The 26,120-nt window shown below is 65.7% G+C and carries 25 protein-coding genes and 1 pseudogene; 17 read left to right on the top strand and 9 right to left on the bottom strand.

Translation table 11 applies throughout. The annotated features are described in order from the left end of the window. Window positions 1–112 precede the first annotated feature (112 nt). The 6 genes and pseudogenes from QNA11_RS02370 to QNA11_RS02345 all read left to right on the top strand — a co-directional run bounded on the left by QNA11_RS02370 (window position 113) and on the right by QNA11_RS02345 (window position 6,567). A pseudogene (locus QNA11_RS02370) lies at window positions 113–648 on the top strand (polysaccharide biosynthesis/export family protein). A 34-nt stretch (window positions 649–682) separates the two neighbouring features. After that, window positions 683–1,855: a glycosyltransferase gene (locus QNA11_RS02365; protein WP_283481824.1), complete on the top strand. Its 1,173-nt coding sequence runs from the start codon at window positions 683–685 to the stop codon at window positions 1,853–1,855. 16 nt (window positions 1,856–1,871) lie between these two features. Then, the gene (locus QNA11_RS02360) at window positions 1,872–3,410 is read left to right on the top strand and encodes an undecaprenyl-phosphate glucose phosphotransferase (protein ID WP_283481823.1); all 1,539 of its coding nucleotides are present in this window, start codon (window positions 1,872–1,874) and stop codon (window positions 3,408–3,410) included. A gap of 20 nt (window positions 3,411–3,430) precedes the next feature. Continuing rightward, the gene (locus QNA11_RS02355; RefSeq protein ID WP_283481822.1) at window positions 3,431–3,811 is read left to right on the top strand and encodes a DUF423 domain-containing protein; all 381 of its coding nucleotides are present in this window, start codon (window positions 3,431–3,433) and stop codon (window positions 3,809–3,811) included. Between the two features lie 71 nt (window positions 3,812–3,882). Next, on the top strand, window positions 3,883–4,323 hold the full coding sequence (locus tag QNA11_RS02350) for a response regulator (protein WP_283481821.1): 441 nt from the start codon (window positions 3,883–3,885) through the stop codon (window positions 4,321–4,323). 339 nt (window positions 4,324–4,662) lie between these two features. Next, on the top strand, window positions 4,663–6,567 hold the full coding sequence (locus tag QNA11_RS02345) for an AsmA family protein (protein ID WP_283481820.1): 1,905 nt from the start codon (window positions 4,663–4,665) through the stop codon (window positions 6,565–6,567). 3 nt (window positions 6,568–6,570) lie between these two features. Here the strand turns inward: QNA11_RS02345 and QNA11_RS02340 are convergent, their stop codons facing one another. From QNA11_RS02340 to QNA11_RS02330, 3 genes are all read right to left on the bottom strand, one after another. Beyond that, window positions 6,571–6,867, bottom strand: a complete 297-nt coding sequence (locus QNA11_RS02340; RefSeq protein ID WP_281928270.1) for a hypothetical protein — start codon at window positions 6,865–6,867, stop codon at window positions 6,571–6,573. 106 nt (window positions 6,868–6,973) lie between these two features. Continuing rightward, a complete protein-coding gene (locus tag QNA11_RS02335; RefSeq protein ID WP_202073526.1) occupies window positions 6,974–7,177 on the bottom strand; it encodes a hypothetical protein in 204 nt (67 codons plus the stop codon). Window positions 7,178–7,512: 335 nt separating this feature from the next. Then, window positions 7,513–9,237, bottom strand: a complete 1,725-nt coding sequence (locus QNA11_RS02330) for an aq_1923 C-terminal domain (protein ID WP_283481819.1) — start codon at window positions 9,235–9,237, stop codon at window positions 7,513–7,515. Window positions 9,238–9,408: 171 nt separating this feature from the next. On the opposite strand from QNA11_RS02330, the gene QNA11_RS02325 reads away from it, so the two are divergent. The 4 genes from QNA11_RS02325 (at window position 9,409) to QNA11_RS02310 (ending at window position 13,546) form a co-directional block, all read left to right on the top strand. After that, window positions 9,409–9,942, top strand: coding sequence for a SixA phosphatase family protein (locus QNA11_RS02325; protein WP_281928272.1), 534 nt, complete (start codon window positions 9,409–9,411; stop codon window positions 9,940–9,942). 30 nt (window positions 9,943–9,972) lie between these two features. Continuing rightward, window positions 9,973–11,079, top strand: a complete 1,107-nt coding sequence (locus tag QNA11_RS02320; RefSeq protein ID WP_283481818.1) for a hypothetical protein — start codon at window positions 9,973–9,975, stop codon at window positions 11,077–11,079. Between the two features lie 57 nt (window positions 11,080–11,136). After that, window positions 11,137–12,210 (top strand): chorismate synthase, encoded by a 1,074-nt coding sequence (aroC, locus tag QNA11_RS02315; RefSeq protein ID WP_283481817.1) that lies wholly within the window; start codon window positions 11,137–11,139, stop codon window positions 12,208–12,210. 331 nt (window positions 12,211–12,541) lie between these two features. Next, the gene (locus QNA11_RS02310) at window positions 12,542–13,546 is read left to right on the top strand and encodes a histone deacetylase family protein (RefSeq protein ID WP_283481816.1); all 1,005 of its coding nucleotides are present in this window, start codon (window positions 12,542–12,544) and stop codon (window positions 13,544–13,546) included. Between the two features lie 7 nt (window positions 13,547–13,553). On the opposite strand, the gene QNA11_RS02305 is transcribed toward QNA11_RS02310, so the two are convergent. After that, on the bottom strand, window positions 13,554–14,312 hold the full coding sequence (locus QNA11_RS02305; protein ID WP_283481815.1) for a phosphodiester glycosidase family protein: 759 nt from the start codon (window positions 14,310–14,312) through the stop codon (window positions 13,554–13,556). 127 nt (window positions 14,313–14,439) lie between these two features. Here QNA11_RS02305 and QNA11_RS02300 point away from each other — a divergent pair, with 127 nt between their 5' ends. From QNA11_RS02300 to QNA11_RS02290, 3 genes are all read left to right on the top strand, one after another. After that, on the top strand, window positions 14,440–14,829 hold the full coding sequence (locus QNA11_RS02300; RefSeq protein ID WP_202073533.1) for a hypothetical protein: 390 nt from the start codon (window positions 14,440–14,442) through the stop codon (window positions 14,827–14,829). A gap of 75 nt (window positions 14,830–14,904) precedes the next feature. After that, window positions 14,905–15,987 (top strand): 3,4-dihydroxy-2-butanone-4-phosphate synthase, encoded by a 1,083-nt coding sequence (gene ribB, locus QNA11_RS02295; protein WP_202073534.1) that lies wholly within the window; start codon window positions 14,905–14,907, stop codon window positions 15,985–15,987. Window positions 15,988–16,112: 125 nt separating this feature from the next. Further along, window positions 16,113–17,207, top strand: a complete 1,095-nt coding sequence (locus QNA11_RS02290; RefSeq protein ID WP_283481814.1) for a right-handed parallel beta-helix repeat-containing protein — start codon at window positions 16,113–16,115, stop codon at window positions 17,205–17,207. Between the two features lie 23 nt (window positions 17,208–17,230). Here the strand turns inward: QNA11_RS02290 and QNA11_RS02285 are convergent, their stop codons facing one another. Together QNA11_RS02285 and QNA11_RS02280 are read right to left on the bottom strand one after the other, a co-directional pair. Beyond that, window positions 17,231–18,223 carry a tyrosine recombinase XerC gene (locus tag QNA11_RS02285; protein ID WP_283481813.1) on the bottom strand — a complete coding sequence of 331 codons (993 nt, stop codon included), beginning with the start codon at window positions 18,221–18,223 and terminating at the stop codon, window positions 17,231–17,233. A 139-nt stretch (window positions 18,224–18,362) separates the two neighbouring features. Next, on the bottom strand, window positions 18,363–18,686 hold the full coding sequence (locus QNA11_RS02280) for a DUF1476 domain-containing protein (RefSeq protein ID WP_281928288.1): 324 nt from the start codon (window positions 18,684–18,686) through the stop codon (window positions 18,363–18,365). A gap of 364 nt (window positions 18,687–19,050) precedes the next feature. Here QNA11_RS02280 and purC point away from each other — a divergent pair, with 364 nt between their 5' ends. The 4 genes from purC (at window position 19,051) to purQ (ending at window position 21,561) form a co-directional block, all read left to right on the top strand. Continuing rightward, window positions 19,051–19,845: a phosphoribosylaminoimidazolesuccinocarboxamide synthase gene (gene purC / locus QNA11_RS02275; protein ID WP_165047872.1), complete on the top strand. Its 795-nt coding sequence runs from the start codon at window positions 19,051–19,053 to the stop codon at window positions 19,843–19,845. A 24-nt stretch (window positions 19,846–19,869) separates the two neighbouring features. Continuing rightward, complete coding sequence (locus QNA11_RS02270; protein WP_283481812.1) at window positions 19,870–20,436, top strand: Uma2 family endonuclease; 567 nt, start codon at window positions 19,870–19,872, stop codon at window positions 20,434–20,436. An 81-nt stretch (window positions 20,437–20,517) separates the two neighbouring features. Next, entirely contained in the window at window positions 20,518–20,754 is a 237-nt protein-coding gene (purS, locus tag QNA11_RS02265) for a phosphoribosylformylglycinamidine synthase subunit PurS (protein WP_202073539.1), read from the top strand. Window positions 20,755–20,871: 117 nt separating this feature from the next. After that, complete coding sequence (gene purQ, locus QNA11_RS02260) at window positions 20,872–21,561, top strand: phosphoribosylformylglycinamidine synthase subunit PurQ (protein WP_283481811.1); 690 nt, start codon at window positions 20,872–20,874, stop codon at window positions 21,559–21,561. A 74-nt stretch (window positions 21,562–21,635) separates the two neighbouring features. Here purQ and holA read toward each other — a convergent pair whose 3' ends face one another. The 3 genes from holA to leuS form a co-directional block, all read right to left on the bottom strand. After that, window positions 21,636–22,658 carry a DNA polymerase III subunit delta gene (holA, locus tag QNA11_RS02255; protein WP_283481810.1) on the bottom strand — a complete coding sequence of 341 codons (1,023 nt, stop codon included), beginning with the start codon at window positions 22,656–22,658 and terminating at the stop codon, window positions 21,636–21,638. A 153-nt stretch (window positions 22,659–22,811) separates the two neighbouring features. Beyond that, window positions 22,812–23,414: a hypothetical protein gene (locus QNA11_RS02250; protein ID WP_283481809.1), complete on the bottom strand. Its 603-nt coding sequence runs from the start codon at window positions 23,412–23,414 to the stop codon at window positions 22,812–22,814. Continuing rightward, window positions 23,401–26,034, bottom strand: a complete 2,634-nt coding sequence (leuS, locus tag QNA11_RS02245; RefSeq protein WP_283481808.1) for a leucine--tRNA ligase — start codon at window positions 26,032–26,034, stop codon at window positions 23,401–23,403. The genes QNA11_RS02250 and leuS overlap by 14 nt, the downstream gene beginning before the upstream one ends. Window positions 26,035–26,120 lie beyond the last annotated feature (86 nt).

Here is a 26,120-nt window from a genome sequence, read left to right as displayed (position 1 = left end):
AGCCGTCGCCCTGCGGCGGTCTTTTGATTTGTTTACAAGGCACGGAACCGAAATGGCGAAGATACTCGCCTCGAAGAGGGTCGCCCGCAAGACGCTTGCCTTGGCGATGGCAATGATGACGAGCGCTTTTCTGTCGTCCTGCGCGGCGCCTGGCACTTATCGGGGGAGCTCCTCGTCGCCACCGCCGACGCCCCCTACACCCTCGCCGCCGGCGACAGGTTGCGGGTGATCGTTTTCGGCCAGGACTCGCTTTCAAACAGCTATTCGGTCGATGGCGCGGGGCGCATCGCCATGCCGCTCATCGGGTCCGTGCCCGTGCAGGGCCGCACCGTGCCCGACGTCGAGCGCGAGATCGCCGCCCGGCTGCGCAACGGCTTCATCCGCGAACCGCGGGTTTCCGTCGAGGTCGAAGCTTTCCGGCCCTTCTTCGTGCTCGGGGAAGTGACGACCGCCGGCCAATATCCCTTCCTCGAGGGCATGACCGCACGCACGGCCGTCGCCATCGCGGGCGGCTTCAGCCCGCGCGGCTATCAAGGCGGCGTGGACATCACGCGCATGATCGACGGCTATCCCGTCACCGGCCGCGTGCCGCTCGATACGCCGGTCAGGCCCGGCGACACAATCACTGTCAAAGAACGAATTTTCTAACCGAAAGGGCGGTTGTGGCCCCTTGCGAAACAATATGGATGGACATGAGGCGCTGCGCGTTCTGCATGTAATGCGCGCGCCGGTCGGCGGCCTGTTCAGGCATGTCGCCGACCTCGCGCGCGCGCAGGCGCAGGACGGCCATAGCGTGGGCCTTGTCGCGGATTCTCTGACCGGCGGCGAGGCTGCGGCGCGCGCGCTCGCCGAGCTTTCGCCCCATCTTGCGCTTGGAATAAGCCGCTTTCCGATGCGGCGCCTGCCCCACCCCGGCGATCTCGTGGCGGGCTGGCGGATTGCCCGCCTGATCCAAAGCCTGTCTCCAGACATCGTTCACGGGCACGGCGCCAAAGGCGGGCTCTATGCGCGCCTTCCGGCCTTGGCGCCCCTGTTTCCCAAGCCGGCGCGACCGCTGGCGCGCGTTTACACGCCGCATGGCGGAAGCCTACATTTCCGGACAAACACGCTTTCCGGACAAGTTTTCTTTACCGCGGAGCGCATAATGGGCCGCGTGACGGATCTGATGCCATTCGAGAGTGATTTTGCGCGGCGGCGCTTTCATGAAGCGGTCGAGCCGCCGCGCGCGCTGACGCCCGTCGTCCACAACGGTCTCGCGCCGAGCGAATTCGAGCCGGCGCTTCCCGCGCCAGACGCCGCGGATTTTTTGTTCGTCGGCGAAATTCGAACGGCCAAGGGCGTCGAGGAATTGCTTCACGCCTTTCGCGCTCTGCCCGACCATCTCAGCCTCGCGCTCGTCGGCTCCGGACCGGACGAAGCCGCCTTTCGCGATTTGTCCGATCGCCTCGGCCTCACGCCCCGCGTCCGCTTCCTCCCGCGCATGCCCACGCGCGACGCGCTGCGTTGCGGCCGCATTCTCATCGTCCCCAGCCGCGCCGAGTCTCTGCCCTACATCGTCCTGGAGGCCATCGCGGCAAGAATCCCTGTCGTCGCGACCAATGTCGGGGGCGTGCCGGAAATCTACGGGGAAGAGGCGCATCGCCTCGTTCCGCCGCATGATGCGCCTGCGCTCGCAGCCGCCATGCGCGAGATGCTGGAGACGCCGCCCGAGGCGCGCGCGGCGCTCGCCCAACGCATGGCGGATGTCATTCGCGCGCGCTTCACTGTCGCCTCCATGAATGAAGGCGTGCTGCGCGGGTATCGCGACGCGCTCGCGTCTGCGCGCATGCGCGCCTCATCTGGCGGCGTTTTTTAAATTTGGAGAGAAAGAAATGGGCGCTTTTGCCGCCGGCGACATGAAGGGCGGGCCTCATGATAAAGACCGCGCCGACAAGGAGACGAGCGAGAAAGCCTCGTTGAGCCCGACGCTGGCCGAAATCGCCAGCAACAGCACGCCCGGAAAGGCCTATTCGCCGATTGTGCTCGCCGGGAGCGTGCGGCTCATCGAGCTCGTCATGCTTCTTGGCGCCGGCGTTCTGGTTCACGAGCTGCATGTCGCGCCGAACTGGGGAAGGTCGCTCGACTATTATCTGGTGATGCCGGCGATGGCGCTGGCGGCGGTCGCGGTCATGCAATCTTTGGGGCTTTACTCGACGGCGTCCTTCCGCGCGCCGATCCGCGACGGGATGAAGGCCGCCGCCGCCTGGTCGCTCGTCTTTATCTTCGCCCTTGTCGCCCTGTTCTTCTTCAAGCTCGACGATTCTTTCTCGCGCGTCTGGCTCCTCGGCTGGTATGCGCTCGGTCTCGCGCTGCTTGCCGGCGAGCGGCTGGCGCTTTCCGTCATTGTCCGCGTCCTCACCCGCCAGGGCAAGCTCGAGCGCCGCACGGTGATCGTTGGCGGCGGCGAACTGGCCGATCCGGTCCTGCGGGAGCTTGCCGCGCAGGAAAGCGGCGATCTGCGCATTCTCGGCCTTTTCGACGACCGCGCCGACGCGCGCTCGCCCGATGTCGTCGCCGGCTATCCCAAGCTCGGCGCCGTTGCTGATCTCGTCGACTTCGCGCGTCATACGCGCATCGACCTCATCATCTTCACTTTGCCGATCACGGCCGAGGAACGCATTTTGGAGATGCTGCGCAAGCTCTGGGTGCTGCCGATCGACATAAGGCTGGCGGCGCACACAAATAAGCTCCGCTTCCGTCCGCGTTCTTATTCTTATATCGGCAATGTTCCGGTGATCGATATTTTCGACAAGCCGATCGCGGACTGGGACGTCGTCCTCAAGAATATCTTCGACAGGGTCGTCGGCGCGATGTGCCTGATCCTCGCCGCGCCGATCATGGCGCTCATCGCCATCGCCGTGAAGCTCGACTCGCCCGGACCGATCCTGTTCAGGCAACTGCGCCACGGCTTCAACAACGAGAATATCGAGGTCTATAAGTTTCGCTCGATGTATGTCGACAAGCTCGACCACTCTGCGGCGAAACAAGTGACCCGTAACGATCCGCGCGTTACGCGCGTCGGCCGCTTCATCCGCAAGACCTCGCTCGACGAACTGCCGCAGCTCTTCAATGTCGTCTTCAAAGGCAATCTATCGCTTGTCGGCCCGCGTCCGCATGCGATCATCGCGCGCGCCGCCGAGCACGTCTATGAAGAGGTCGTCGACGGCTATTTCGCCCGCCATCGCGTCAAGCCCGGCATCACCGGCTGGGCGCAGATCAACGGATGGCGCGGCGAAACCGACACGCCCGAAAAGATTCAAAAGCGCGTCGAATGCGACCTCTATTACATCGAAAACTGGTCCATTCTGCTCGACGTCTATATCCTGGCGATGACGCCATTCGCGCTCCTCAAGGCTGAAAACGCCTATTGAGCGCCGAGAGGAGAACCCGCGTGAATAAAGGCGCGATCATTGCAACCATCGCGGCGCTGCAGGGCGCGGCCGGCGTGTCTCTCGCCGCGGCGGCCGCGCATGTCGACGCCAATCCCCTGCTCGCGACCGCGAGCCAGTTCCTGATGATCCACGCCGGCGTGGGATTAGGGCTCTCGGCGCTGACGCGCAACAAGCCGCTCTTTCCCGGCCTTTTGACGAGCGCCGCTTTTGCCCTGCAGGCCGGCGTGACGTTGTTTTCCGCCGACCTCGCGGCGCGCGTCTATCTGGGGGGAAAGCTCTTTCCCTTCGCCGCGCCGACCGGCGGCTCGCTGACCATCATCGCCTGGCTTGCGCTGGCGCTTTGGGGCGCGAGGAGAATCAGCCGCGCCGACTGCGACTGAATTGCAACAGTCGACAAGCTTTTGAGGCGAGCGCTGGACTCGTGCGGTGAACGGCCGCACGATCCTTGCTTATGTCTGTCTCGGACGCGCCACACCCCAGACCCGGCGGCGCATCGAGCGATGCGCCGCAACGGCCGAGCGACCCCCTGCTCGGACGCCGGGTGCTGATTGTCGAAGATGATCCCTATATCTCGCTCGCTCTGGAAGAAACGCTGACGGATTTCGGCCTTGTCGTCGCCGGCTCGGCCCGCACTTTGTCCCAGGCATTGCTGCTTGCGCGAACCGCCGCCTTCGACATCGCGCTTCTCGACGTGAACATTGGACCGGACAGGATCGATCCGGTCGCCGACGCAATTTCCGCGCGCCAAATTCCTTTCGTCTTTACGACAGGTTGCGGGCGTGCCGGGCTTCCCGAAAGCTATCTGCTTCGGCCGATTATCGAAAAACCTTTTTATGTCGAAGAGATCCTCCGGACGTTGCGCGAGCAGCTCGCTCTCGCGCGAAGCGGCTAACGACGCCTGCCGGGCCCTCCCCCGCGTCGCGTGCCGGCGCATGCGTCATGGCCGGGCTTGTCCCGGCCATCCACGCCGCGCAACATCAGCCAATGCCGGAGAGCAATTGGAACATTCGCAACGACGAAAGGAACGGGGCCTTGAGCCTCCAAAGCCCTGCAGGATCTTCATCCGCAGTAATAACGCGTCTTGTTAGCCTTGCCCCTCGGCGTGGGTGGCCGGGACAAGCCCGGCCATGACGGGCCCCAGGATGTGTGACACAGGGAGCCATATTTCGTTCCCGCCACTTTATCGCCGCGCTTGCCCGCGAGAACAAATGAAAGCCAAGGAGAGATGAGCTTGTCGTCGGATGCGGAAGGCGATCCCAAGCAGGCGCCCAGCGCGCGAGGCAGGTTTGCGTGGGTTGCCGCGAACAAGCGCAACCTGCTGATCGGCGCGCTGACGGCGCTTCTCGGCGTCTGCGGCGCTGCGGTCGCCGTCGCTCCCTGGCTCTATTCCTCGACAGCCGCGCAATCCGCCATCGCCGCACAGCTCCAGGACGCGACGGGCCTCTACATCCAGGCGCATGGCAAGCCGCGCCTCCTGCTGGCGCCCCGCCCCAGCGTGTCGATCGAAGGGGTCGTCTTCGCCGATCACAACGGCGCCCTCGTCATCCAGGCGGAAGAGCTTTTCGGCGGGCTGAAGCTGTTGCCGCTTCTCTCCGGCCGGCTCGACGTCGATTCGATCACCTTGATACGCCCGCGTATCAAGGTCGACCTCGATCAGAAGCCGATTGACGCACCCGGCGCCGCCGCGCGCGCCGCCGCCACCCAGCCGGCGAGCCCGGCCGCGCAGAAGGCCGATAATTTCCGGCTAGGCGTCCTCAACCTCGTCGACGGTTCGCTGAGGTTGAGACGAAACGGAAAAGACTACGCCGCGGATCGCGTGTCGGCGACGCTCGACTGGCGCAAGATCGGCGAGCCGGCGGCGCTGACCAGCGCCTTCGATTGGCGCGGCGAGCGTCTGCAGCTCATTCTCTGGGTCGCGCGGCCCGGCATGCTCCTGCGCGGCGATCCTTCGGTCGTCACCGCCCGGCTCGATGGCGAAAGCCTGAAGCTCGAGGCGCAAGGCGTGGCGGAAGCGAGCGCCAATGCGCGTTACGCGGGGCGCGTCGCCGGTTCAGCCGCCTCGGTGCGACAGGCGCTCACTCTCTTCGATCTCGATGCGCCCCTGCCCGGCCCCTTCGGCGATGCGCGGCTTTCCGCCCAGGCGGTGATCACGGCGCGAGAAGCCGCGCTCAAAGATCTGCAGGTCCAGGTCGACGGCAATGCGTTCGAGGGCGACCTCACCTTACGCGACGACGACGGCAAGCCCCGCCTGACGGCCGCCTTGAAAAGCGATTTCGTGGCGCTGAAGCCGATGCTCGCCGATGCGCCGCCTCTGCTCGGGCCCGATGGGCAATGGAGCCGCGAGCCGCTCGATCCGCCCAATCTTTCCGGGGTCGACGTCGACCTCGACGTCACCGCCCGCCACGCCAGGCTTGGTCGGCTCACGATCGACGAAGCCCGCATCTTCCTTGCGCTGCGCGACGGCGTGCTCGACCTCTCGCTGGCCGAGGCCCGGGCCTATCGGGGCGCGCTGAAGGCGCACGCCACCTTCAAGCCGGCCGACGGCGCGCTGGCCGTGCACGCCTCGGCGCAGACCGCCGGCGTCGACGCCCGCGCCCTGCTCTGGGACGCGCTCGGCACGCAGACGCTCGGCGGCGCGCTCGATTCCTCGCTCGCGCTCGACGCCTCGGGCGCCGCCGTCGCCGACATGATGCACAGTCTGAACGGCAGGTTTTCGGCGGCCTTGAGCGACGGCGAAATCACCGGCGTGGATTTCGAACGCGCGCTTCGCCGCTTTGAGAAGCGCCCGCTCTCCAGCGCCCAGGCCGCCCGCTCGGGCAGCTCGGCGCTTCAGAATGCGCGCCTGAGTCTCCTCATCGAAAACGGCGTCGGCGCGCTGAGCGAGGGCGCGGCCCATGGGCCCGGTTTCGCCTTGCGCTTCGAAGGGAGCGCCAATCTCGCGGAGCGCATCCTGTCGCTGAAAGCCGCCGCCCAGGAGGCTGACGCCGCCGGCAAGCCGCGCGACAAGGGCCTGCAGATCGCTTTCGATCTCGCCGGCGGGTGGGACGAGCTGCGCCTCGCGCCCGATCCCCAAGCCTTCATTCGCCGCTCGGGCGCCGCGGCCCCTTTGCTGCCCGAGGCTCCGCCGATCGAATAGTCTTTACGCCGCCTCGGTTTCGCGCGGGGCGTGCTCGAGAAGCTCCGTCAGAGAGCTGGGAATGTCGAGATAACGGAACCGCCGCAGCTCGAAGCCGATCCCCACGAGTCCCCAGGGCGGCGTATAGGTCTGCCAGGGCGGGATTTCGCCCAGGACCACGACATAGCCGCCGTCGATCGCCGGCGCGATGCGCTCGACCGTGTAAATAGCGCCACGCCGCAGGCCGCCGTCGCCATAGCGTCCGGGCCGGGCTTCGACGCAGACGACCTCCGTTCCGGGAGGGGTGTCCGGGCTGATCATCTTGCTTCCTCACCTGAAAGCGGGCGGCGCACGCCGCGCCCTCATGCGCTGATATGGAGGGCGCGGCGGCTCCGGAAGCAAGACGCAAATCGTCAGCGCAGGCGGCTCACCAGAATTTGAACAAGCCCAGCAGACCTTTTTTCAACTTCTTACGATCGAGCGCCGCGAGCTCGTCATAGATTTTCCGGGCGTCGGCGCGCAGCGCCAGCAACTCGTCGTCGGGAACCTCGAAGTTGATGGCGGCGAGGCGTAGCTGGCGACGCGCTTCGTCGAGCCTCGTCTGTGCGTCGGCAATCAGAGCATGCAACATTGTTCTCCCCTCTTCAGGTGAGCGTGGCCGATTTTTCGGCGCTTTTTGCCCATCCGCAGGTATTTTAAGCGGAAATGACAGCGATGAAAATGGCGGGCGCCGCGCTGCAAAAACTGGCCCCGTCCTGGTCGAGATCGGCATTTCCTTGGGCGGCGCGGATTGAGGCGGTTTATACGAGATCCGCTTGATTAGTTTGGCGCCATTCCCGACGCTCGTGCTGCGAGCGATCGGGCATCCAGAGCCAAACCAGCGCTTTTGTTACTCTGGATTCCCGATCGGGCCTTCGGCCCGTCGGGAATGAGAAGCCAGTCCCAGCTCTTCAAACGGAAACGATATTACCTCTCGGCGACCGCCTCCACCTCCATGCTCTCCAATATGTCCCCCGGCCTGCGCGCCATCGCGTCCAGCGCATTGACGCCCTTCTCGGAGACGAGGCGCACATGCAGCCGCTTGGGCTTCATGACATAGGCGGCCACGGCGTCGGCGATCTTGCGCGCCTTCTCGCCGCCGCCGAACACCACAGCAACGGCGGCGGCCGCCGTTTTGGCGTAGTCGGCGCGCAGCTTGTCGACCGGCTTCTTCTCGGTTTTCGATTCGAGCGCCAGCACCCGCTCGACCAGCGCGCCGCCGTCCAGCGTCAACTCCGCCGATTTCAGCGACGACGCCAGCAATGCCGCCTTGGAGACGATCGCCATGGGCGAAAAAACCGCCGCCGAGACGCCGCCGAAAGTCACATTGAGCGTCGCCGCGCCCATGTCCTTCCCTTCGACGCGCAAGGGCGAAAAAACCGCCTCCTGAGTCTTCTCACGCCATTCGCCGGCAAGCGAGGCCGAGAGATCGAGAGTGCGATAGCCCAGCGCCAGAAACTGCGCCGTCGACGGCGCTTCGCCGCGCGACGCGAGGTCGATAACCAGCCGGTCCATGCGCCCGGAGAGTTTGGTCGGCGCAATCTCGCGGAAGTCCGCGAAATCCGCCTCGGCGCCCGCGAGGCTGAATTTCATGCGCGCGCTCTCGCCCAGCCGCGCGTCTGGGAGATCGCCGTCGAGGCCCTTGGCTTCGATATGGCCGACCTGAGGAAAGGGGCTTTCGACGAGAGAAGCGAGGCGCGCGTCGCGCAGGCCGAAGCGCTTCAGCGCCAGCCGACCGCCGTCGGAGGCGACGAGCGAGAGATCCTCCAGCGCGAGGCTTCCGAGCACGCCATTGGCGACGCCGCTGGCGGCGATGCGGCCGATTTTCACCGTATAGGGGCTCTCTGCCGGCGCGCCCTTGCCCGTGGCGGCAATCTCACGAATGTCCAGCGACGCCACGTCGAAAGAAGCCGCCGCGTCGATCACGTCCTTCAGCAGCGCCGGATCGGCCTCCGCCTTGTCGGCGTCGAATTTCGCCAGCCGGTCGCGAAGCTGCGGGAGAGGGAAAGGCAGCGCCCTGCCCTTCACGCCCGTGACGGCGAGACGGCCAATCGTGGTCGTCATCCCCCCGGCCTTGTCCTCGATAACGAGCTGCTCGACGCTTTCCTCATCGACGACTGGCTTCGTCGCCTCCTGCGAATCGAGCCGCGTCGCGAGCGCGAGATAGGCAAGCTGGCGCAGGTCGATGCCCTTGGCGACGCTCGCGCCCCAGAGATAATGCTGCGCGCCGCCATCCGGTTTTTCCACCGTCTGCTCGGCGCCGGCCGCCCGCAGGACCGCGACCCTGCCTGCGACGACGTCGGCGGCGTCGATGTCGCGATAGGCGCTTCGCTCGACGACGCCTCCGGCCCTGGTCTCGCTGGTGAGCGCGGGAATGCGAAGACTTTTGGCGGAGAGGCGCGCAAGCCGTCCATCCACAGCTTTTGCGTCGCCCTTGAAGAGATCGGCGAGATCAATGGCCGACAGGGAAGCGCCTTTGAGCTCCAGGTGGGGAATGCGATAGGTCGTGGCGTCGACCGTAAAGGTAAGATTATCCAGGACGATGTCGCTCTCGCCCGCGCGCGGGGCAAGCGGCGCGAGGGCCGCCGCGGCGACGAGGCCGAGGAAAACGAGGCGCGCCAGAGCCGCCTTCCGTTGTCTAAGCTCTTGCATGATATTTTACTCGAGGCCCTTGCCCGGGCGGGTGGCGGGGCGGAGCTTGCACGGCGGGCCCGACCGGGTAAAGCCTGCGACGATGTCTCCCCGCATTCCAAGGGGCGTGAGCTGGGTAAATCGCGCGCGCGACAATAGCCGCCGCTTTCGAATGCGTGCTAGAGAGGCGCCATGCGACGACTGCTTCTTCTGCGCCACGGCAAAGCCGACCGACACTCAGCGGGTGGAGACCGCGAGCGCCCGCTCACGCGGCGCGGCGAGGACGACTCCCGCCGCATGGGGGCCTTTCTGCATGAGGCCGGCATGACGCCCGATCTCGCCGTCGCCTCGAACGCGCGGCGCGCCAAGCAGACGATGGAGCTGGCGCTGCAAGCCTTTCCCGGCCATGTCACGCATGTCGTCGAGAACACGATCTATCTCGCCGAGGCCGACCACCTCCTCGATGTGCTGCGGCAGACGCCCGACAAGGCGCAGACCCTGCTGGCGGTGGGCCATAATCCAGGCTTCGCCGAACTCGCCGTCTGGCTCGCGGGCAGCGGCGACGAGAAAGAACTCGGCCATATGCGTTCGAGCTTTCCGACGGCCGCGCTTGCCATTCTGGATTTCGATACGGAACATTGGGCCGAGGTCCGCAGAGGCGCCGCGCGACTGCATCGCTTCGTCACGCCCTCGGCGCTCGGCGGCGACGCCGACGATCCCGACTGAGTTTTACCCAAAGGCGCGGGGGCGTGGCGCATGCTGATCGAAACGCTCGTGACGCTGATCGCCGCCGCCGCGCCCGCCAAGCCGCCGCCGCTCGTCATCGCGCCCGCCGCGCTTTTTTGGCGCACGCCGACGCCCTCCTATGCGCCTGAGAAACGCGCCGTCGACAATTGGCGCGTCGAAAGCGCCCTCTGGCTCGATATGAGCCCGCTCGCCGCCGCCAAGCGCGCCTTCGACGCCGACGACAACGAACCGGCGCGCTGCGTGAAGCTCAATAATTACTGGTGCGTGAAAAGCGCCGGCTGGAACGGCGAGATCGCCGCCGACGCGGACGGCCATGTCGCCTTTGCCTCGGCCGAGGAAGGCGCCGCCGTCGCCGCTTTGCTGCTGCGGCGCTATTACGTCGACTATAAGCGCCACAGCGCCCGCGCCATTATCGAGCGCTGGGCGCCGGCGCAATGCGCGACTGTGGTGGCGCGCGCGACGCCCCCCGCAGCAGCCGCCCGGCCGGCTCCGAGCCCGGCGACCGGCCCCACGCTGAGCGCCGCGCCGGCCTCGCGGGCCGGCATGATGCGCATGCTGCCGCAGCGCATCGTGCCGATGGGGATCGCGCCGCGCGGCTTGCAGAATACGCTGCGGGCCCGCTGGCTCGCGGCACATGGCCGCGGCGATGTCGGCTGGGGAACGCGACGCGCCGCCCCCGCCGCGCCGGACCTCATCCCTGCGCCGTCGATCATGGCCGGCGTTTCCGAGGCGCGGCCCCAACGCGCCAAAGCGCTGCCGGCCCCGTCGCCCGCCGCCCGCCTCGAGGCGACGGCCTCGCTCGCCGCTTTGCCTGCGGCGCTCCCGCCCCTGCCCACCATCGACTGCTCGGGGGAACTCGCGCGCATCGGCAATTACGCCGCGCATGTCTCGGAAGGAATCGCCGCGACGCCGAACGACGACCTCGCGCTGTTCGACGCAATGGGGCGCCCCACCGACAATCTCGCCCGGGCGCTGGCCAATATGGCCGCGGTGGAGATCGGCCCGGCCCGGCCGCGCTCGGGGCTGGTGAATGCGGCCGTCGCGCAGTTGCGCCGGCTTTTGGAGAACCCGGCGGCGCCCGGCGCGGCGGCGCCCGCAGCCACGTCGCAGCGCTGAGGCGGCTGTTGAACCGCTGGGTTTGACCCGCCTGCCCGCGCGACTTAGAACGCGCCAATGTCCCACAACAGCTTCGGCCACCTCTTCCGAGTCGCCACTTTCGGCGAAAGCCATGGAATCGCCATCGGCGCGATCGTCGACGGCTGCCCGCCCGGTATCGCGCTGACCGAGGCCGACATCCAGGGCTTCCTCGACAAGCGCAAGCCCGGGCAGTCGCGCTTCACCACGCAGCGGCGCGAGGCGGACGACGTCAAAATCCTGTCCGGCGTCTTCACCGACGCCGAGGGCCGGCAAGTGACGACCGGCACGCCCATCGCGCTCATGATCGAGAATACCGACCAGCGCTCGAAGGACTATGGCGAGATCGCCAATAAATACCGTCCCGGACATGCCGATTACGTCTATGAGGCGAAATACGGCATTCGCGACTATCGCGGCGGCGGGCGCTCATCGGCGCGCGAGACGGCGGCGCGCGTCGCCGCCGGTGCGGTGGCGCGCAAAGTTATTCCCAACGTCTCGATCCGCGGCGCGCTGGTGCAAATCGGGCCGCATAAGATCGACCGCGCCCGCTTCGACTGGGCGGAAGTCGAGCGCAATCCGCTCTTCTGCCCCGACGCCGTCATGGCCGCGCAATGGGCCGACTATCTCGACGGCGTGCGCAAGGCGGGCTCCTCCATCGGCGCCGTTGTGGAGGTTGTGGCCGAAGGCGCGCCGGCCGGCTGGGGCGCGCCGCTCTATGGCAAGCTCGACGCCGATCTCGCCGCGGCCATGATGTCGATCAACGCCGTGAAGGGCGTCGAGATCGGCGACGGCTTCGCGTCCGCGGAGCTGACGGGCGAGGAAAACGCCGACGAGATGCGCGCCGGTCCGACCTTCCTGTCGAACCACGCCGGCGGCGTGCTCGGCGGGCTCTCGACAGGCCAGCCGATCGTGGCGCGCTTCGCGGTGAAGCCCACCTCCTCGATCCTGACGCCCCGCCGCACGATCGACCGCGCGGGCAATGAGACGGAGATCGTCACCAAGGGCCGTCACGACCCCTGCGTCGGCATCCGCGCCGTGCCGGTGGGAGAGGCAATGATGGCCTGCGTGCTGGCGGACCACTTTTTGCGGCACAGGGGGCAGTGCGGATGAGCGAAGCGCTCCCTTTAACGGGCTAAGCGAGTCACATATTTCGGGGACGTCATGGCCGGGCTTGTCCCGGCCACCCACGCCGAGGGGCACGGCCCAGCCACGGACAGGACCGGCTCTACGCCAAAGACCGATCCGGGCGACATGCGAGTGGATAATTTTTCGAGATTGGCGTCCTCCCGCCCAACACGAGCCGTCACTGCGCGGCGTGGATGGCCGGGACGAGCCCGGCCATGACGGCGTAGTGCAACGGGGAGGTATGGGGCCGCCGCCTCTGCCTGCCACGAACACAATCGATGAGGCGCAGCGGAAATTTCAGAAGGGAGCCCCAATCATGGCCTCGATCACCCGCCGCGCCGCCCTCGCCGGCGCCGCAAGCCTCGCCGCCGTCGGCGCGCAGGCGGGGGCCTCGTCTACGCTCTTCGTCTCCAACCCGGCCGAACTCGAACACGATCCCGGCCCCGGCTTTCCCGACAGTCCCGCGCGGCTGACAGCAATCTTCTCCCAACTCGGCGAGCCCGGCTTCGCCGCGCTCTCTCGTCTCAAAGCGAGCGAAGCGTCGCGCGAGGCGCTGCTGCGCGTTCACTCGGCCGCGCATCTTGCGCATCTGGAGCAAGCCGCGCCCAAGGAGGGCGCCGCGCGCCTCGGCAATGACCTCGTCATGAGCACGGGAACGCTACGCGCCGCCTATCTTGCCGCCGGCGGCGCCGTCGCAGTGGTCGACGCCGTCATGAAAAAGCAGGCGCACAACGCTTTCGTCGCCGCGCGCCCGCCCGGCCATCATGCGCGCGCCGAAGCGCCGATGGGCTTCTGCTTCTTCAACAACGCCGCCATTGCCACGCGCCACGCGTTAGCGGCGCATGGCGCCGAGCGCGTCGGCATCATCGATTTCGATGTCCACCACGGCAACGGCGTGCAGGAAATTTTCTGGAGCGAGAAGAACGTCCTTTATTGCTCGACGCATCAGATGCCGCTTTATCCCGGCACCGGCGCCGTTACGGAGACCGGCGCTTACGACAACATCGTCAATGCGCCGCTGCGCAAAGGAGATGGCGGCGAAGCCTTTCGCGCGGCGCTCGAGGCGCGCATCCTTCCGCGCCTCGACGCCTTCCGGCCGGATATTGTCATCATATGCGCCGGCTTCGACGCGCATCTTCACGATCCGCTCGGCGGGCTGCGTCTCGTGGAAGCGGATTTTCGCGAGGCGACGCTGCGCATCATGGAAATCGCGGCGCGGCGCTGTGAGGGCCGCATCGTATCGCTGCTCGAAGGCGGCTATCGCCCGCCCGATCTGGCGGCGTCCGTCGCGGCGCATGTCGGCGCGCTCATGAGCGCTTAGATAAACCTCAGCGCGCCGCCTTCTCCACAACGCCAATCAGCGGCCCCATCGGATGAAACCGATCGTGGCGCGAGATCGAGGGCGCGTAGAGCGCCGAAGCAGAGCCGCCGTCGAGAAAGAGCGCGTCCGCGCATTTCAGCCGATCGCGAAACAGCGATGCGAATTGGTGGAAGGTGACCGGCTGGTTCGAGATGGCGAAGCGTACGACATGCCCGTCGAAGACGCCGACGCCGTTGCGAAACTTCTCCGACGTCCCACTCTCGTGAATATGCGGATTGATCCGCCCGCCGATCAGCAGCATCGGCCCGGATTGCGTGGCGTAGGCGGGGCGCACGCCCGATCTTAAGAACCGCCCTGTCTCCGTGACGCCGGCCCTTGCGCCGTCGATCCAGAAGACCCCGTTCGGCTTCAGGTGAAAATTACCCGCGCCATTCGCCGTATTCGCGGCATGCGACATTTTGCCCGCCTCGACATAGAGGCCAACGGGAGAAAAATCCTCGCCATACATCCCCGCGTTCATCGCGAAGATGAGGCTCTGCCCTTTCGAAGAAAGATCATCGGCGAGACGGGAGAAAGCGCCATAGGTTTCCCCCCGCGCGTCACGCAGAAACAGCCTGATCGCCGCTTTCCGCGCGTCATAGTCGCAGACCGTATAGGAGGCGCCCGCTTGCGACATCTCCGCACAGGCGGCGTTGGCGGCGCGCGGCGCGGCGCAGATCAGGCTCAGCGCAAGCGCTGTGGTTAACCGTCGGTGAGCGATGCGCATGAAGCCCTTTCGGAGCTCGAGGAAACGGGCAAGGCCCGCATTTCGATAAAATTGTTGCGAAAAACCGTTTCTAATTGTCAAGATATTGCGCGCATTCATTGCGGAGTGACAAGGGCAGGAGGCTAGATTGCTCGGCTTCGAAATCTGGAAGAACGGCGAGAAGCTCGCAACGGCTGGCGTCAACGAGAACGGCGTCATTTCCTTCATGCTCACCTGGGTCGGCAAGGGAGCCGGAACTCCCTCCCTCCTCGCCGGCGGCCCTGCCATCGAGGGCCTCGATCTGCGCGTGGGCGGCATCGACTCCTCCGATCCCTCCGGGGAGCAAAGCGTCGAATGGATCGAGGATACGGGCCTGCATATCGGCGACAATATCCAAATCAAGCTCGTCTCCACGGACGCCGTCGACGCCCCTGCCCGCCGCGAGCCGACGAACGGCCTTCCGGCGGGGCAGCTCCACTTCCTCCCCTGCGCCAACTGCGGCGCGCCGCGCATCGCGAGCGCCCAGCCGAGCGAATGAGCGCGATTTGAATCGGCGCGCCTGCGCCGCTACATATGCGGGAGCGGCGCCGTCCGGCGCCTTTTGGAGACCCGCTTGTCCCACTCCATCACCGAGGCCATCGAGGCCATTGCGCGCGGCGAGATTGTCGTCGTCACCGACGACGACGATCGCGAGAACGAGGGCGATCTCGTCATCGCGGCGTCGCTCTGCACGCCCGAGAAAATGGCCTTCATCATCCGCAATTGCTGCGGCATCGTCTGCGCGCCCTTGACGCTCGAAGAGGCGCGGCGGCTCCATCTTGCGCCCATGGTGGCGCAGAACGACGCGCCGCTCGGCACGGCCTTCACCGTCTCGGTCGACGTGCGCCATGGGCTCACCACCGGCATCTCCGCCGAGCAGCGCTGCAATACGGTGCGCGCGCTGGCCAACGGCAATATGGGCGCGGGCGATTTCGTGCGGCCGGGCCATGTCTTCCCGCTCATCGCCAAGGACGGCGGCGTGCTGATGCGCTCCGGCCATACGGAAGCCGCGGTGGATCTGTGCCGGCTCGCCGGCCTGCCGCCGGTCGGCGTCATCTGCGAATTGGCCAATGACGACGGCACGGTGATGACCGGCTCCCAGATCGTCGAATTCGCGCAAAAGCACGGCCTCAAGCTTGTCTCGGTCGCCGATCTTATCGCTTACCGCCAGGCGCGCGAGAAGCTCGTCGAGCGCGTCGCCACCTTCCCGGTGCATACGGAATATGGCGATCTCACCGGCCACGCCTATGTCACGCCCTTCGACAGCGTGCAGCATTTCGCCTTTGTGATGGGCGCGATCGGCGACGGCCGCGACGTGCCGGCGCGGCTGCATCGCGCCGATATTCTCGCCGACGTCATGGGCGGCGCGCCGACCATCAAGAAGACCCTCGCGCGCTTCGCCCGCGAGGGGCATGGCGTGCTCGTCTATTTGCGCGACGGCGCGGCCGGCGTGCCGACCAATGTGGTCGGCCTCCCGGACGAGAACGCCGAAGAGACGCGCAAGCGGCAATGGCTCGACGTCGGCCTCGGCGCGCAGATTTTGAAGGACATCGGCGTGTCGTCGATCCGCCTGCGGTCTTCATCCGCAAAGCCGCGGGCGTTTGTGGGACTGTCGGGATTCGGGATCGAGATTACGGCGGTGGAGCCGGTGGAGTAGCGCTCACCCACCGGCAAGGCATTCAATGCTTGCATAACATGCTCGGGCAGACTTCGGCCTGCCCGGCCAGGCTATAGATTTTATGACACTGCCGGATTTCGAGGGCCAAATATTGGGAGAATATTATGAAACGCTTTCTGATCGCGCTTGCCTTGTCGCTCCTTGCTTTCTCGTCGCCGACGCAGGCCGTCGTCATCGCATCGGTTTCGGATTATGGCGCGAATGGCGCTGACGCGAACGACGACACCGCCGCCTTCAATAACTGCCTCGCCGCCAATAAAACCTGCTGGGTCGACGCAGGCAGTTACATTGTCGGCAATGTGCATATGAACTCTGGAAACCGACTGCAAGGCTTCGCCGTCCAGCAATATGGCATGGACAACGCCACGAACACGGCGACCCGGCCAATCCTCAAGGGCAAGGCGGGCGCGGCTTATCTTCTCGACGTCACGTCGGTCACCGACGGCGGCGCGATTGTCGGCCTCTTCCTCGACTGCGCGTCATCCAACATGACCGGCATTTCACACGGCAGCTTTTCGCTCAGCATCGACAATCTGACTGTCGTCAATTGCGGCGTGGGTCTCGGCGGCGTCAATGCGCCCTATACGAGCTTCATGCGCATCACCAACAGCACCTTCGGCGCGAACAACACCGGAATCATGAATATCATCGATTCCTATCTGTCGAACGTCGACTTCGCCAATAATTGGGGGCCCGGACTCGACCTGCGCTCGGGGAGCAACGCGAACACCATCACGAACACACGCTTCGAATGGAACAATGGGCCGGGAATTTCCACCTGGGCCAGCGGCGCCGACGCGGCGTTTGGCAATAATGTTTCAAACTGCTTCTTCGATCGCAACGGCAAGGCCGCCATCGTGCTCGAACATGCGATCAATTGGAACATCTCGAACAATTTCTTCTATCGGAACGGACGCCTCGCAACAGTCGCCTCGGAAAACGCGCAGATCACCATGGCCAATTCGAGCAAGATCACCATCACGGGCGGATCGAGCGAGACGGGCAAGGACAACGATGGGGCTGGCGCGCGCACCCCGAGCTATGTCATCTCCTACGGCTCGGGGAACAGTTACTTCGCGCTGCGCGGATTGCTTGCCGGCGGCAAATATTCGGCGACGAATATTCACGGCGGCTACACCGTCGCGCCCACTCTCGGCGCCGCGCCCACGACCGGCAGCCTGATTGACCCGATCTACTGAAGTAATTCCTGCGCGGGCTGGCGCTAATCCGCCCGCGGATGCGCCGATTTATAGGCGTCGAGCAGGCGCTTCTTGTCGACGGCCGTATAAATCTGCGTCGTCGACAACGAGGCATGACCCAGCAGCTCCTGGATCGTGCGCAGGTCGCCGCCCCGACCCAGAAGATGCGTCGCGAAAGAATGGCGCAGCGCATGAGGGGTCGCGCTGTCAGGGAGGCCCAGCGCCCCGCGCAGGCGCTGCACCGCAAGCTGCACGATTCGCGGCGACAGCGGCCCGCCCTTGGCGCCCACGAACAGCGGGCCGCCGGAGAGTTCATAGGGGCATATCGCGAGATAGGATTCGATCGCGCGCCGCACGGGCTCGATCACGGGAAGCGTGCGCGTCTTGCCCCCTTTGCCGGTGATCGTCACCCGGTCGACCCCGCCGATCGGCGCATCTTTGTGCGCGATCGACAGCGCCTCGGAGATGCGCAGCCCCGCGCCATAGAGCAAAGCGAGCACGGCCGCGTCCCGCGCCAGCACCCAGGGTTCGCGCGCCTCGCCCGCCCGCTGCTCGGGGTCGATGAGATCGCGGGCGTCTTGGACGGCGAGCGCCTTGGGCAGGCTGTGCGGCTTCTTGGGCGCGCGCACGGCGCCGAAGAGGTCTGTTTTGGCGAGCCCCTTCTTCTCTAAAAACCGCAGAAAGTTGCGGATGGCGGCAAGCGCCCGCAGCAGCGAGCGGTTCTCGAGCCCCTCATTACGGCGCTTGGCCAGATAGGCGCGCAAATCCGCCGGCTGCAAGGCGAGGAGCGCAGCAGAATCGGGCCGGGCGCCCAGATGCTCCGTGAGAAAGGCCAGAAAGCCGGCGACGTCGCGCCCATAGCCGTCGATCGTGTGGCGCGAGGCGCCTTTCTCGCCCGCGAGCGCCTGCAGCCAAAGGCCGGCCTCTCGCGCGATTTGCGGCGCGGCTGAAAACCGCGCGGCGTCGGGCAGAGGCTTTGCAGCCGGACGGGCGATTCGAGAGGAGGGTTCGCGCATGGGCGGAGCTTGGCGCGCAAAGCTTAAAAGAACGCCTTTGGACCGCGAGCCTTCAGGCTCGCCTATCTTAAGCGAGCCTGAAGGCTCGCGGTCCAGAGCGCATTGCCTCCCCATGAAGGGGAGGCATTGCCGTTCGCGGCTACTCGCCCGCCTGGATTTCCGCCTTGGCCTTGGCGAGCATCTCGTCCATCGTGCGACGGATCTGATGTTCGGACTGGTCGACGCCGGCGGCCTCGAAGTCCTTCTTTACAGTCGCGACGACCTGCTCGTCGGCATGCGCGGAGACTTCCGCCGCCACCAGGGCCTCGGCGTAGGCCTGGGCGTCCGCGCCCGTCTTGCCGAGCTTCTCCGCCGCCCAGAGGCCGACGAGCTTGTTGCGGCGCGCCTCGGCGCGGAATCTCAGCTCTTCATCGTGGACGTAGCGTTTCTCGAACGAATCTTCGCGCTGGTCGAAAGTGCTCATGTCCATTCCTCGGCCGGTTTTGTCTTTATATTGGAATCCGGCGGCGAATCCGCCGCGCGCCGCATCTTGAATGCGCCGCACGCATATAGGCGAAAACTGCGCCCGGCGCCAATGCCAAGCCGCCTTTGCAAAATATTCGGGCGCCAATGGCAAAAAAAGGCGAAACGCAGCCAAAAATAGCGCGTTGTATCGGCTATCCGTTTCGGATAAAGTGAGGCGTCGCCTTTATAAGGCGGCCACTGGCTTGTCACTGGCCCCCAAAGACGTTACGACCGCGCATCGTTGCGGTCGGTCACCTTTAGCCCCCCGCTCCCTGGACGAATCCCGGTCGCGGGACCATATCGGAGGAGCCGCGGCCGACCCCATGGACTTTCTCAAGCCCCGGTTGATCCCAATGAACCGCCGTCGCCGTATCTACGAAGGCAAGGCCAAGGTCCTCTACGAGGGCCCGGAGCCTGGCACGTTGATTCAGCATTTCAAGGACGACGCCACCGCCTTCAACGCCAAAAAGCATGAAGTCATCGATGGCAAAGGCGTCCTCAACAACCGCATCTCGGAATATATCTTCCAGAACCTCAACAACATTGGGGTGCCGACGCATTTCATCCGCCGGTTGAACATGCGCGAGCAGCTCATCCGCGAGGTCGAGATCGTTCCGCTGGAAGTGGTCGTGCGCAATGTCGCCGCTGGCTCGCTGGCCAAGCGCCTCGGCATCGAGGAAGGCACGCAGTTGCCGCGCTCGATCATCGAGTTCTACTACAAGAACGACGCGCTCGACGACCCGATGGTCTCGGAAGAGCATATCACGGCCTTCGGCTGGGCGACGCCCCAGGAGATCGACGACATCATGGCGCTCGCCATTCGCGTCAACGATTTCCTGTCCGGCTTGTTCCTGGGCGTCGGCATCCGCCTCGTCGATTTCAAGATGGAGTGCGGCCGGCTGTGGGAAGGCGACATGATGCGGATCGTCGTCGCCGACGAAATCTCGCCCGATAGCTGCCGTCTGTGGGACATCAAGTCCAACGACAAGCTGGACAAGGACCGCTTCCGCCGTGATCTCGGCGGGCTGGTGGAGGCCTATACCGAGGTCGCCCGCCGGCTCGGCATCATGCAGGAAGGCGAAACCGTCCGCGTCGGCGCGCCCAAGCTGGTGCAGTAGGAGACCGACCAGAAAGAGGAGGCCATGGGCGTCCCTTTTCTCGACCCTCGACCGATGAACGCGGAGGAATTCTTCGCGTTCACCGCCGCACGCCCCGACGACGAAAAGTGGGAGCTGATCGAGGGGGAGCCGGTCTTGAACGCGTCGCCCAGTTTTCTGCATCAAATCATTGCGACTAATCTCATCGTGGCGCTTGTTGGGCTCGCCCGAGAAACCGATGCGAAATGGGTCGCAGTGCCGGGAATTGGCGTGCGCCTCTCAGGGATCAACGTCCCTATCCCCGATGTGCTGATTCGCCCGAATGATCGGCTAGCAGGCGTCGAATGCAGCGACATGATCGTCGCTTTCGAAGTTCTTTCTCCATCGACGGCCAACAAGGACCTGCGCTGGAAGCGCAAAGCCTACGCCGCTTTGCCCTCGCTTTTTCAATATGTGGTCGTCGCTCAGGACGCCGTCGAAGTCGTCTCCTACGACCGCCAGACGGGCTTCGCCGAGCGCCGTTTCGAAACGGCCGACGCCGAGCTCGACTTGCCGATCATCGGCGCGCGATTGTCGCTCCGTGACATCTATCGCGACACGGGCCTCCTCTGACCGGCGCGCCCCGCGCGGAACGCTTGCCCTTTGCGCGCGAGGCCGCTAACCGTATCGCAACTAAACCGGAATATGAGCCTCATGAAAGCACGTGTCGTCGTCACCCTGAAAAACGGCGTCCTCGATCCGCAAGGCAAGGCGATCGAAGGCGCGTTGAACGCGCTCGGCGTCGAGGGCGTCGCCAGCGTCCGTCAGGGCAAGGTGTTCGATGTGGAGATGGCGGGCGCCGACCCCGCCGCCGCCAAGGCGCAGCTCACCGCCGCCTGCGAGAAGCTCCTCGCCAACACCGTCATCGAGAACTACCAGATCGATCTGTGACATTCGCGCCCGTCATTGCGAGCGCAGCGAAGCAATCCAGAGCCACACCAGGGCTCCGGATTGCTTCGTCGCTTCGCTCCTCGCAATGACGCGGTTGATAGGAAGTGAGTTAAAGACATGAAAGCCGCCGTCATCGTCTTCCCCGGCTCCAATCGCGAAGGCGACATGGCGCGCGCGCTCGAGCAGGCGACGGGGAAGAAGCCCAACATGCTCTGGCACGCCGACCATGAGCTGCCGGCCGGCCTGGACTTGGTCGTTCTGCCCGGCGGCTTCTCCTATGGCGACTATCTGCGCTGCGGCGCCATCGCCGGCCGGGCCGCCATCATGGACGCGGTGCGGGCGCATGCGGCGCGCGGCGGCCTGGTGCTCGGCGTCTGCAACGGCTTCCAGATTCTCTGCGAGAGCGGCCTGCTGCCGGGCGTGCTGATGCGCAACGCCAATCTGCGCTTCGTCTGCAAGATGCAGCATTTGCGCGTGGAGCGAAACGACACGGCCTTCACGCGCCACTACGCCAAGGGCCAGGCAATCGAAGTTTGCATCGCCCATGGCGAAGGCAATTACGAAGCCGACGACGCGACCATCGAGCGGTTGGAAGGCGACGGACTCGTGGCCTTCCGTTACTGCGATTCCGCGGGCGTCGTAGGCGGCGCCGCTAATCCGAATGGCTCGCGCAACGACATTGCGGGAATCTATTCGGCACAGCGCAACGTGCTCGGCCTGATGCCGCATCCCGAGAATCTCATCGACCCGCTGGTCGGCGGCGTCGATGGCCGCGCGCTGTTCGAGAGCCTCGCCAGCGCGGCTTGAGCGGAATAGGACCGCGAGCCTTCAGGCTCGCTTAAAAAATGCGAGCCTGAAGGCTCGCGGTCCGAGACTCGCAATCACCTTCGCCGCGCCGCCTTCGCTACCCGCCACAACGCCCGCTCGGCCTCCATCTGCGCGCTTGCCGCATTGGCGCGGGCGCGGGTTTGGGCGTCGCGCAGGGGCTCGATCAGCGCGGCGAGACGCGGCGAGGTCCAGGCCTTGAGCTGCTCCTCCATCAGCGCGCGATGCATGAAGCCGAAGCCGGCGCGAAACAGCGCCGTGACACCAGCGTCCGTGCGTCCGCTCTCGCGCTCGATCGTGAGCCGCGCGCGATGCAGCGCCACGGCGTAACGCAAGGCGCCGAAGAGAATCGCGCCCGCGTCGCCCCCTTGCGCGAAATAAGCGTCGAGCGTCTCGCCCGCGTCGCCGGCGAAAGCCGCCGCTACAACTCGGTCAGAAGCGATGCTCGAGGCATGCGCGACGATCGCCTCGACATCCGCCGCTTCGACATGCTCGCGCCCATGCATATAAAGGACGAGCTTGGCGAGCTCGGCGCGACTCATGAGCCGATCCTCGCCCAGCGCCGCGAGGAGAAGCGCGCGCGCTTCCGGCGTCGCGACAAGATTGGCCTCACGCAGCGTGCGGTCGACGAGGGCGTGAATATCCTGCTCGGTGTCGGGCAGGCATTCGATCCCCGCTCCCTGCTTCGCCCCCTCGACCAGCTTGCGCAGCGGCGCGTCCTTCTTCAGCGCGCTGGCTGTCAAAACCACGGTGCAGGCGGCGGGCGGCGCCGAGACGAGCGAGGTGACCGCGGGAATGACGGATTTCGCGCCGGTCTCGACGAGAATGGCGCGCCGTCCGCCGAAAAGCGGCGTGGTGTTGGCTTCATCGAGGAGCGTCAGCGGATCAGAGGAAACGGCGTCACCCGAAAGCTCGACGAACTGGAAAGGATCGTGGCGGTCGTCCACGCGCTTGCCGACAATTGCGAGCGCCCGCTCGCGCACCATGCCGGCGTCGGCGCCATGGACGAGAAAGAGAAAGATATTCTCCGGCGGAGACGCAACGAAGCGCTCAGCCTCGCGGCCCGAGACGGCGACCAAGGTTCAGCCCCCTCCCTGTCCCTGCCCCGCTAACGGGGATGACCGTCATTGCGAGCGCAGCGAAGCAATCCAGAGCCGCGGGCGTTGCTCTGAGTTGGTTCGCTGCGCTCGCAATGACGGCGTAGTGGATAAACGCGCCACCCCTCTCCCGCGTCAGCGCGAGAGGGCCGGGGCCCGCGCCGCCATCTCTGTCGCAACGCGCGTGCGGATCGAATCCGCGATCACCTTGGCGTCGCGTATCTCGGCGTCGCGCGCCGCGCGGACATTGGCGAAGCGGTTCGAGAAGCGATCGTAGCTCGCAATGTTGAAGGCCGTCCCCTTGGTCACTTCCACATTCTGCGGCACAGTGACGAGGCGATAGTCGGCGTCGGCGATGACAGTGGCGGAGGTCGCGCGGCCGGTGACCGTGTCGAGGATCGGCGTCTGCACGCGCTCGCGCAGCGTGATGGTGAGGCGATAACGCGGCTGAACCGTCGAGCCGGTGCCGTTGAAGGCGTAGATCAGCTCATTGTGGAGATAATGGCCCATGCGGCCCTGAATCTCGTCGACTTGAATTGCCTGAAGCTCCGAGGCGAGCGGCGAGGAATCAAAAGCGCCATTCGCGCCGTAGAGCGGCTCGATGCAGCCGCCGAGCGGGAGAGCGGCGGCCAGCATCAGGAAAAAGCCCCGCAACCGTTCGGACCGCGCGCCGTCAGGCGCGCATGGCGTCGGGCGAGCCTGAAGGCTCGCGATCCAGAGTCGCTCAAACGACCACATTGACGATCCTCTTCGGCACGAGAATGAACTTCTTCAAAGGCTTGCCCTCGATGGCGCGGATGACGCCCTCCTGAGCCAGCGCCTCCTGGCGAATGGTTTCCTCATCGGCGTCATGCGCCACGAGAATTTCCGCACGCTTCTTGCCGTTCACCTGCACAGGCAAGCTTATCATATCCTGCGCCACGAGCGCCGGCTCGGCAATGGGCCACGGCGCCTCAGATACCAGGCCTTTGTGACCAAGATCCTTCCAGCACTCCTCGGCCACATGCGGCGTCATCGGCGCGACGAGACGCGCCAGCGCATCCGCCGCCTCGCGGAAGGCGAAGGCGAGATCGGCGCCCACAGGGGTTTCCGTCACGGCGTCGAGCGCCGTCGTCAGCTCATTCACATATTCGCGGATGCGGGCGATGGCGCTGTTGAAGCGCAGGCGCTCGATATTCTCGCTCACCTGGGCGACGGTCTTGTGCGTCGCCTTGCGAACTTTGAGCGCCTCAGGGCTCGTCTCGGCCGGCGCCTCGGCGCCAATCGGCGCGGCGACGCGGCCCAGCTCGCCGGTGATGCGCCACAGGCGCTGGACGAAGCGCCACGCTCCTTGAGCGCCTTCGTCGGACCAAATCACGTCGCGGTCGGGCGGGCTGTCGGAGAGCACAAAGAGCCGGGCGGTGTCGGCGCCATAGCTTGCCACGATGTCGTCGGGGTCGACCGTGTTCTTCTTCGACTTCGACATCTTCTCGATGGGACCGATCTCGACCTCGGCGCCGTTGTCGAGCAGGAAGGCGCGGCGGCCCCCCTCCCCGCTTTCGATGCGGATCGCGGCGGGCGAAACCCACTGCCCGTCAGCGCGGTAGGTCTCGTGCACGACCATGCCCTGCGTGAAGAGCCCGGCGAACGGCTCGGAGACCGCCGCATGGCCGCTGTCGCGCATGGCGCGGGCGAAGAAGCGGGAATAGAGCAGATGCAGGATCGCGTGCTCGATGCCGCCGATATATTGGTCGACGGGCAGCCAGCGCTTCAGCGCCTCGGGGCTGGCAGGAGCCTCGGCGTTGTGCGGGTCGGTGAAGCGCGCGTAATACCAGGACGAATCAACGAAAGTGTCCATCGTGTCCGTCTCGCGGCGCGCCGGCTTGCCGCAGGAGGGACAGGGGACGTTCTTCCAGGTCGCATGGCGATCGAGCGGATTGCCCGGCTGGTCGAAGGTCACGTCCTCGGGCAGCTTCACGGGCAGGTCGGCGTCCGGCACCGGCACGGGACCACAGGTCTCGCAATGGACGATGGGGATCGGGCAGCCCCAATAGCGCTGGCGCGAGACGCCCCAGTCGCGCAGCTTGTAATTCACCTTGCGGACGCCCTGCGGCGCGTTGGACAGCGCCGTCGTCTCAAGGCGGTTGGCAACCTCCTCCTTTGCCTGCTCGACGGTGAAGCCGTCGAGGAAGGAGGAGTTCACGAGCTTGCCGTCGCCGTCGAAGGCCTCGCCGCTCTTGGCGATCTTCGCTTCGAGTTCAACGGGGTCAACGCCTTCCGGGCAGACCACCGCCTTGAAGCCGAGGCCGTATTTGGTCGCGAAATCGAGGTCTCGCTGGTCATGCGCCGGACAGCCGAAGATGGCGCCCGTGCCGTAGTCCATGAGAATGAAATTCGCGACATAGACCGGCAGAGACCAGTTGGGATCGAACGGATGCGCGACGCGCAGCCCGGTGTCGAAGCCCTGCTTCTCGGCGGTCTCGATCGCCTCCGCCGAGGTGCCGCCGCGCCGGCATTCCTCACAGAAGGCGGCGAGCTCCGGGTTCTTCGCAGCGGCCGCCTTGGCCAGCGGATGGTCGGCGGCGAGCGCCACGAATTTTGCGCCAAAGAGCGTGTCGGGCCGCGTGGTGAAGACCTCGATCTCACGCGCGTCGTCGAGCGGTTGCGCCAGCGCAAAGCGCACCAGCATGCCTTCCGAGCGGCCGATCCAGTTGCGCTGCATGAGGCGCACCTTGTCGGGCCAGCGCTCCAGCGTATCGAGCGCTTCGAGCAGCTCGACGGAATAGATGGTGATCTTCAAAAACCACTGGGTCAGCTCGCGCTGCTCGACAAGCGCGCCGGAGCGCCAGCCGCGGCCGTCGATGACCTGCTCATTGGCCAGCACGGTGTGATCGACCGGGTCCCAGTTCACCTTGGATTTCTTGCGGTCGACGATGCCCGCCTTCAGAAAATCCAGGAAGAGCTTCTGCTGGCGCCCGTAATATTCCGGATCGCAGGTCGCGATCTCGCGTGACCAATCGAGCGACAGGCCCAGCGTTTTGAGCTGGGCGCGCATGGCGGCGATATTGGCGTAGGTCCATTTGGCCGGATGCGCGCCGGTCTGCGCCGCAGCGTTTTCCGCCGGCAGGCCGAAGGCGTCCCAGCCCATGGGATGCAGAACGTCGAAGCCCTTGGCGCGCATGTAGCGGGCGATGACGTCGCCCATGGAATAGTTGCGCACATGCCCCATATGGAGGCGCCCCGACGGATAGGGGAACATCTCCAGCACGTAATATTTGGGCGCCTCGGGCTTCGTCCCCGCCTTGAAGACTTGCGCCCCCTCCCAGACCTTCTGCCAGCGCGGCTCGGATTCGGCGAAATTATAGCGGTCGGGTCTCATCTGCGGCGGTTGTCCGGTGGGAGGCGTGAATGTGCGCCTCTAAATGCCGGGCGGGAGGGGGGATGTCAAAGGGGACGGCCGCGCCC

This window comes from Methylocystis sp. JR02, assembly GCF_030063565.1.
GTDB lineage: Bacteria > Pseudomonadota > Alphaproteobacteria > Rhizobiales > Beijerinckiaceae > Methylocystis > Methylocystis iwaonis.
The sequence above is the reverse complement of the archived record's forward strand: the minus strand, read 5'-3'. Positions and strand labels throughout refer to the sequence as shown.

What these genes read in the sequence shown, in the direction of transcription:
- QNA11_RS02290 (WP_283481814.1), top strand. Translation starts at nt 16,113, where the DNA reads ATGAAACGCTTTCTGATCGCGCTTGCCTTGTCGCTCCTTGCTTTCTCG.
- purQ (WP_283481811.1), top strand. Translation starts at nt 20,872, where the DNA reads ATGAAAGCCGCCGTCATCGTCTTCCCCGGCTCCAATCGCGAAGGCGAC.
- QNA11_RS02360 (WP_283481823.1), top strand. Translation starts at nt 1,872, where the DNA reads ATGGGCGCTTTTGCCGCCGGCGACATGAAGGGCGGGCCTCATGATAAA.
- QNA11_RS02305 (WP_283481815.1), bottom strand. Translation starts at nt 14,312, where the DNA reads ATGCGCATCGCTCACCGACGGTTAACCACAGCGCTTGCGCTGAGCCTG.
- QNA11_RS02335 (WP_202073526.1), bottom strand. Translation starts at nt 7,177, where the DNA reads ATGTTGCATGCTCTGATTGCCGACGCACAGACGAGGCTCGACGAAGCG.
- purC (WP_165047872.1), top strand. Translation starts at nt 19,051, where the DNA reads ATGGACTTTCTCAAGCCCCGGTTGATCCCAATGAACCGCCGTCGCCGT.
- aroC (WP_283481817.1), top strand. Translation starts at nt 11,137, where the DNA reads ATGTCCCACAACAGCTTCGGCCACCTCTTCCGAGTCGCCACTTTCGGC.
- QNA11_RS02250 (WP_283481809.1), bottom strand. Translation starts at nt 23,414, where the DNA reads ATGTGGTCGTTTGAGCGACTCTGGATCGCGAGCCTTCAGGCTCGCCCG.
- QNA11_RS02330 (WP_283481819.1), bottom strand. Translation starts at nt 9,237, where the DNA reads ATGCAAGAGCTTAGACAACGGAAGGCGGCTCTGGCGCGCCTCGTTTTC.
- QNA11_RS02365 (WP_283481824.1), top strand. Translation starts at nt 683, where the DNA reads ATGGATGGACATGAGGCGCTGCGCGTTCTGCATGTAATGCGCGCGCCG.
- QNA11_RS02320 (WP_283481818.1), top strand. Translation starts at nt 9,973, where the DNA reads ATGCTGATCGAAACGCTCGTGACGCTGATCGCCGCCGCCGCGCCCGCC.
- QNA11_RS02285 (WP_283481813.1), bottom strand. Translation starts at nt 18,223, where the DNA reads ATGCGCGAACCCTCCTCTCGAATCGCCCGTCCGGCTGCAAAGCCTCTG.
- QNA11_RS02325 (WP_281928272.1), top strand. Translation starts at nt 9,409, where the DNA reads ATGCGACGACTGCTTCTTCTGCGCCACGGCAAAGCCGACCGACACTCA.
- QNA11_RS02280 (WP_281928288.1), bottom strand. Translation starts at nt 18,686, where the DNA reads ATGAGCACTTTCGACCAGCGCGAAGATTCGTTCGAGAAACGCTACGTC.
- QNA11_RS02340 (WP_281928270.1), bottom strand. Translation starts at nt 6,867, where the DNA reads ATGATCAGCCCGGACACCCCTCCCGGAACGGAGGTCGTCTGCGTCGAA.
- leuS (WP_283481808.1), bottom strand. Translation starts at nt 26,034, where the DNA reads ATGAGACCCGACCGCTATAATTTCGCCGAATCCGAGCCGCGCTGGCAG.
- QNA11_RS02270 (WP_283481812.1), top strand. Translation starts at nt 19,870, where the DNA reads ATGGGCGTCCCTTTTCTCGACCCTCGACCGATGAACGCGGAGGAATTC.
- purS (WP_202073539.1), top strand. Translation starts at nt 20,518, where the DNA reads ATGAAAGCACGTGTCGTCGTCACCCTGAAAAACGGCGTCCTCGATCCG.
- QNA11_RS02310 (WP_283481816.1), top strand. Translation starts at nt 12,542, where the DNA reads ATGGCCTCGATCACCCGCCGCGCCGCCCTCGCCGGCGCCGCAAGCCTC.
- QNA11_RS02350 (WP_283481821.1), top strand. Translation starts at nt 3,883, where the DNA reads ATGTCTGTCTCGGACGCGCCACACCCCAGACCCGGCGGCGCATCGAGC.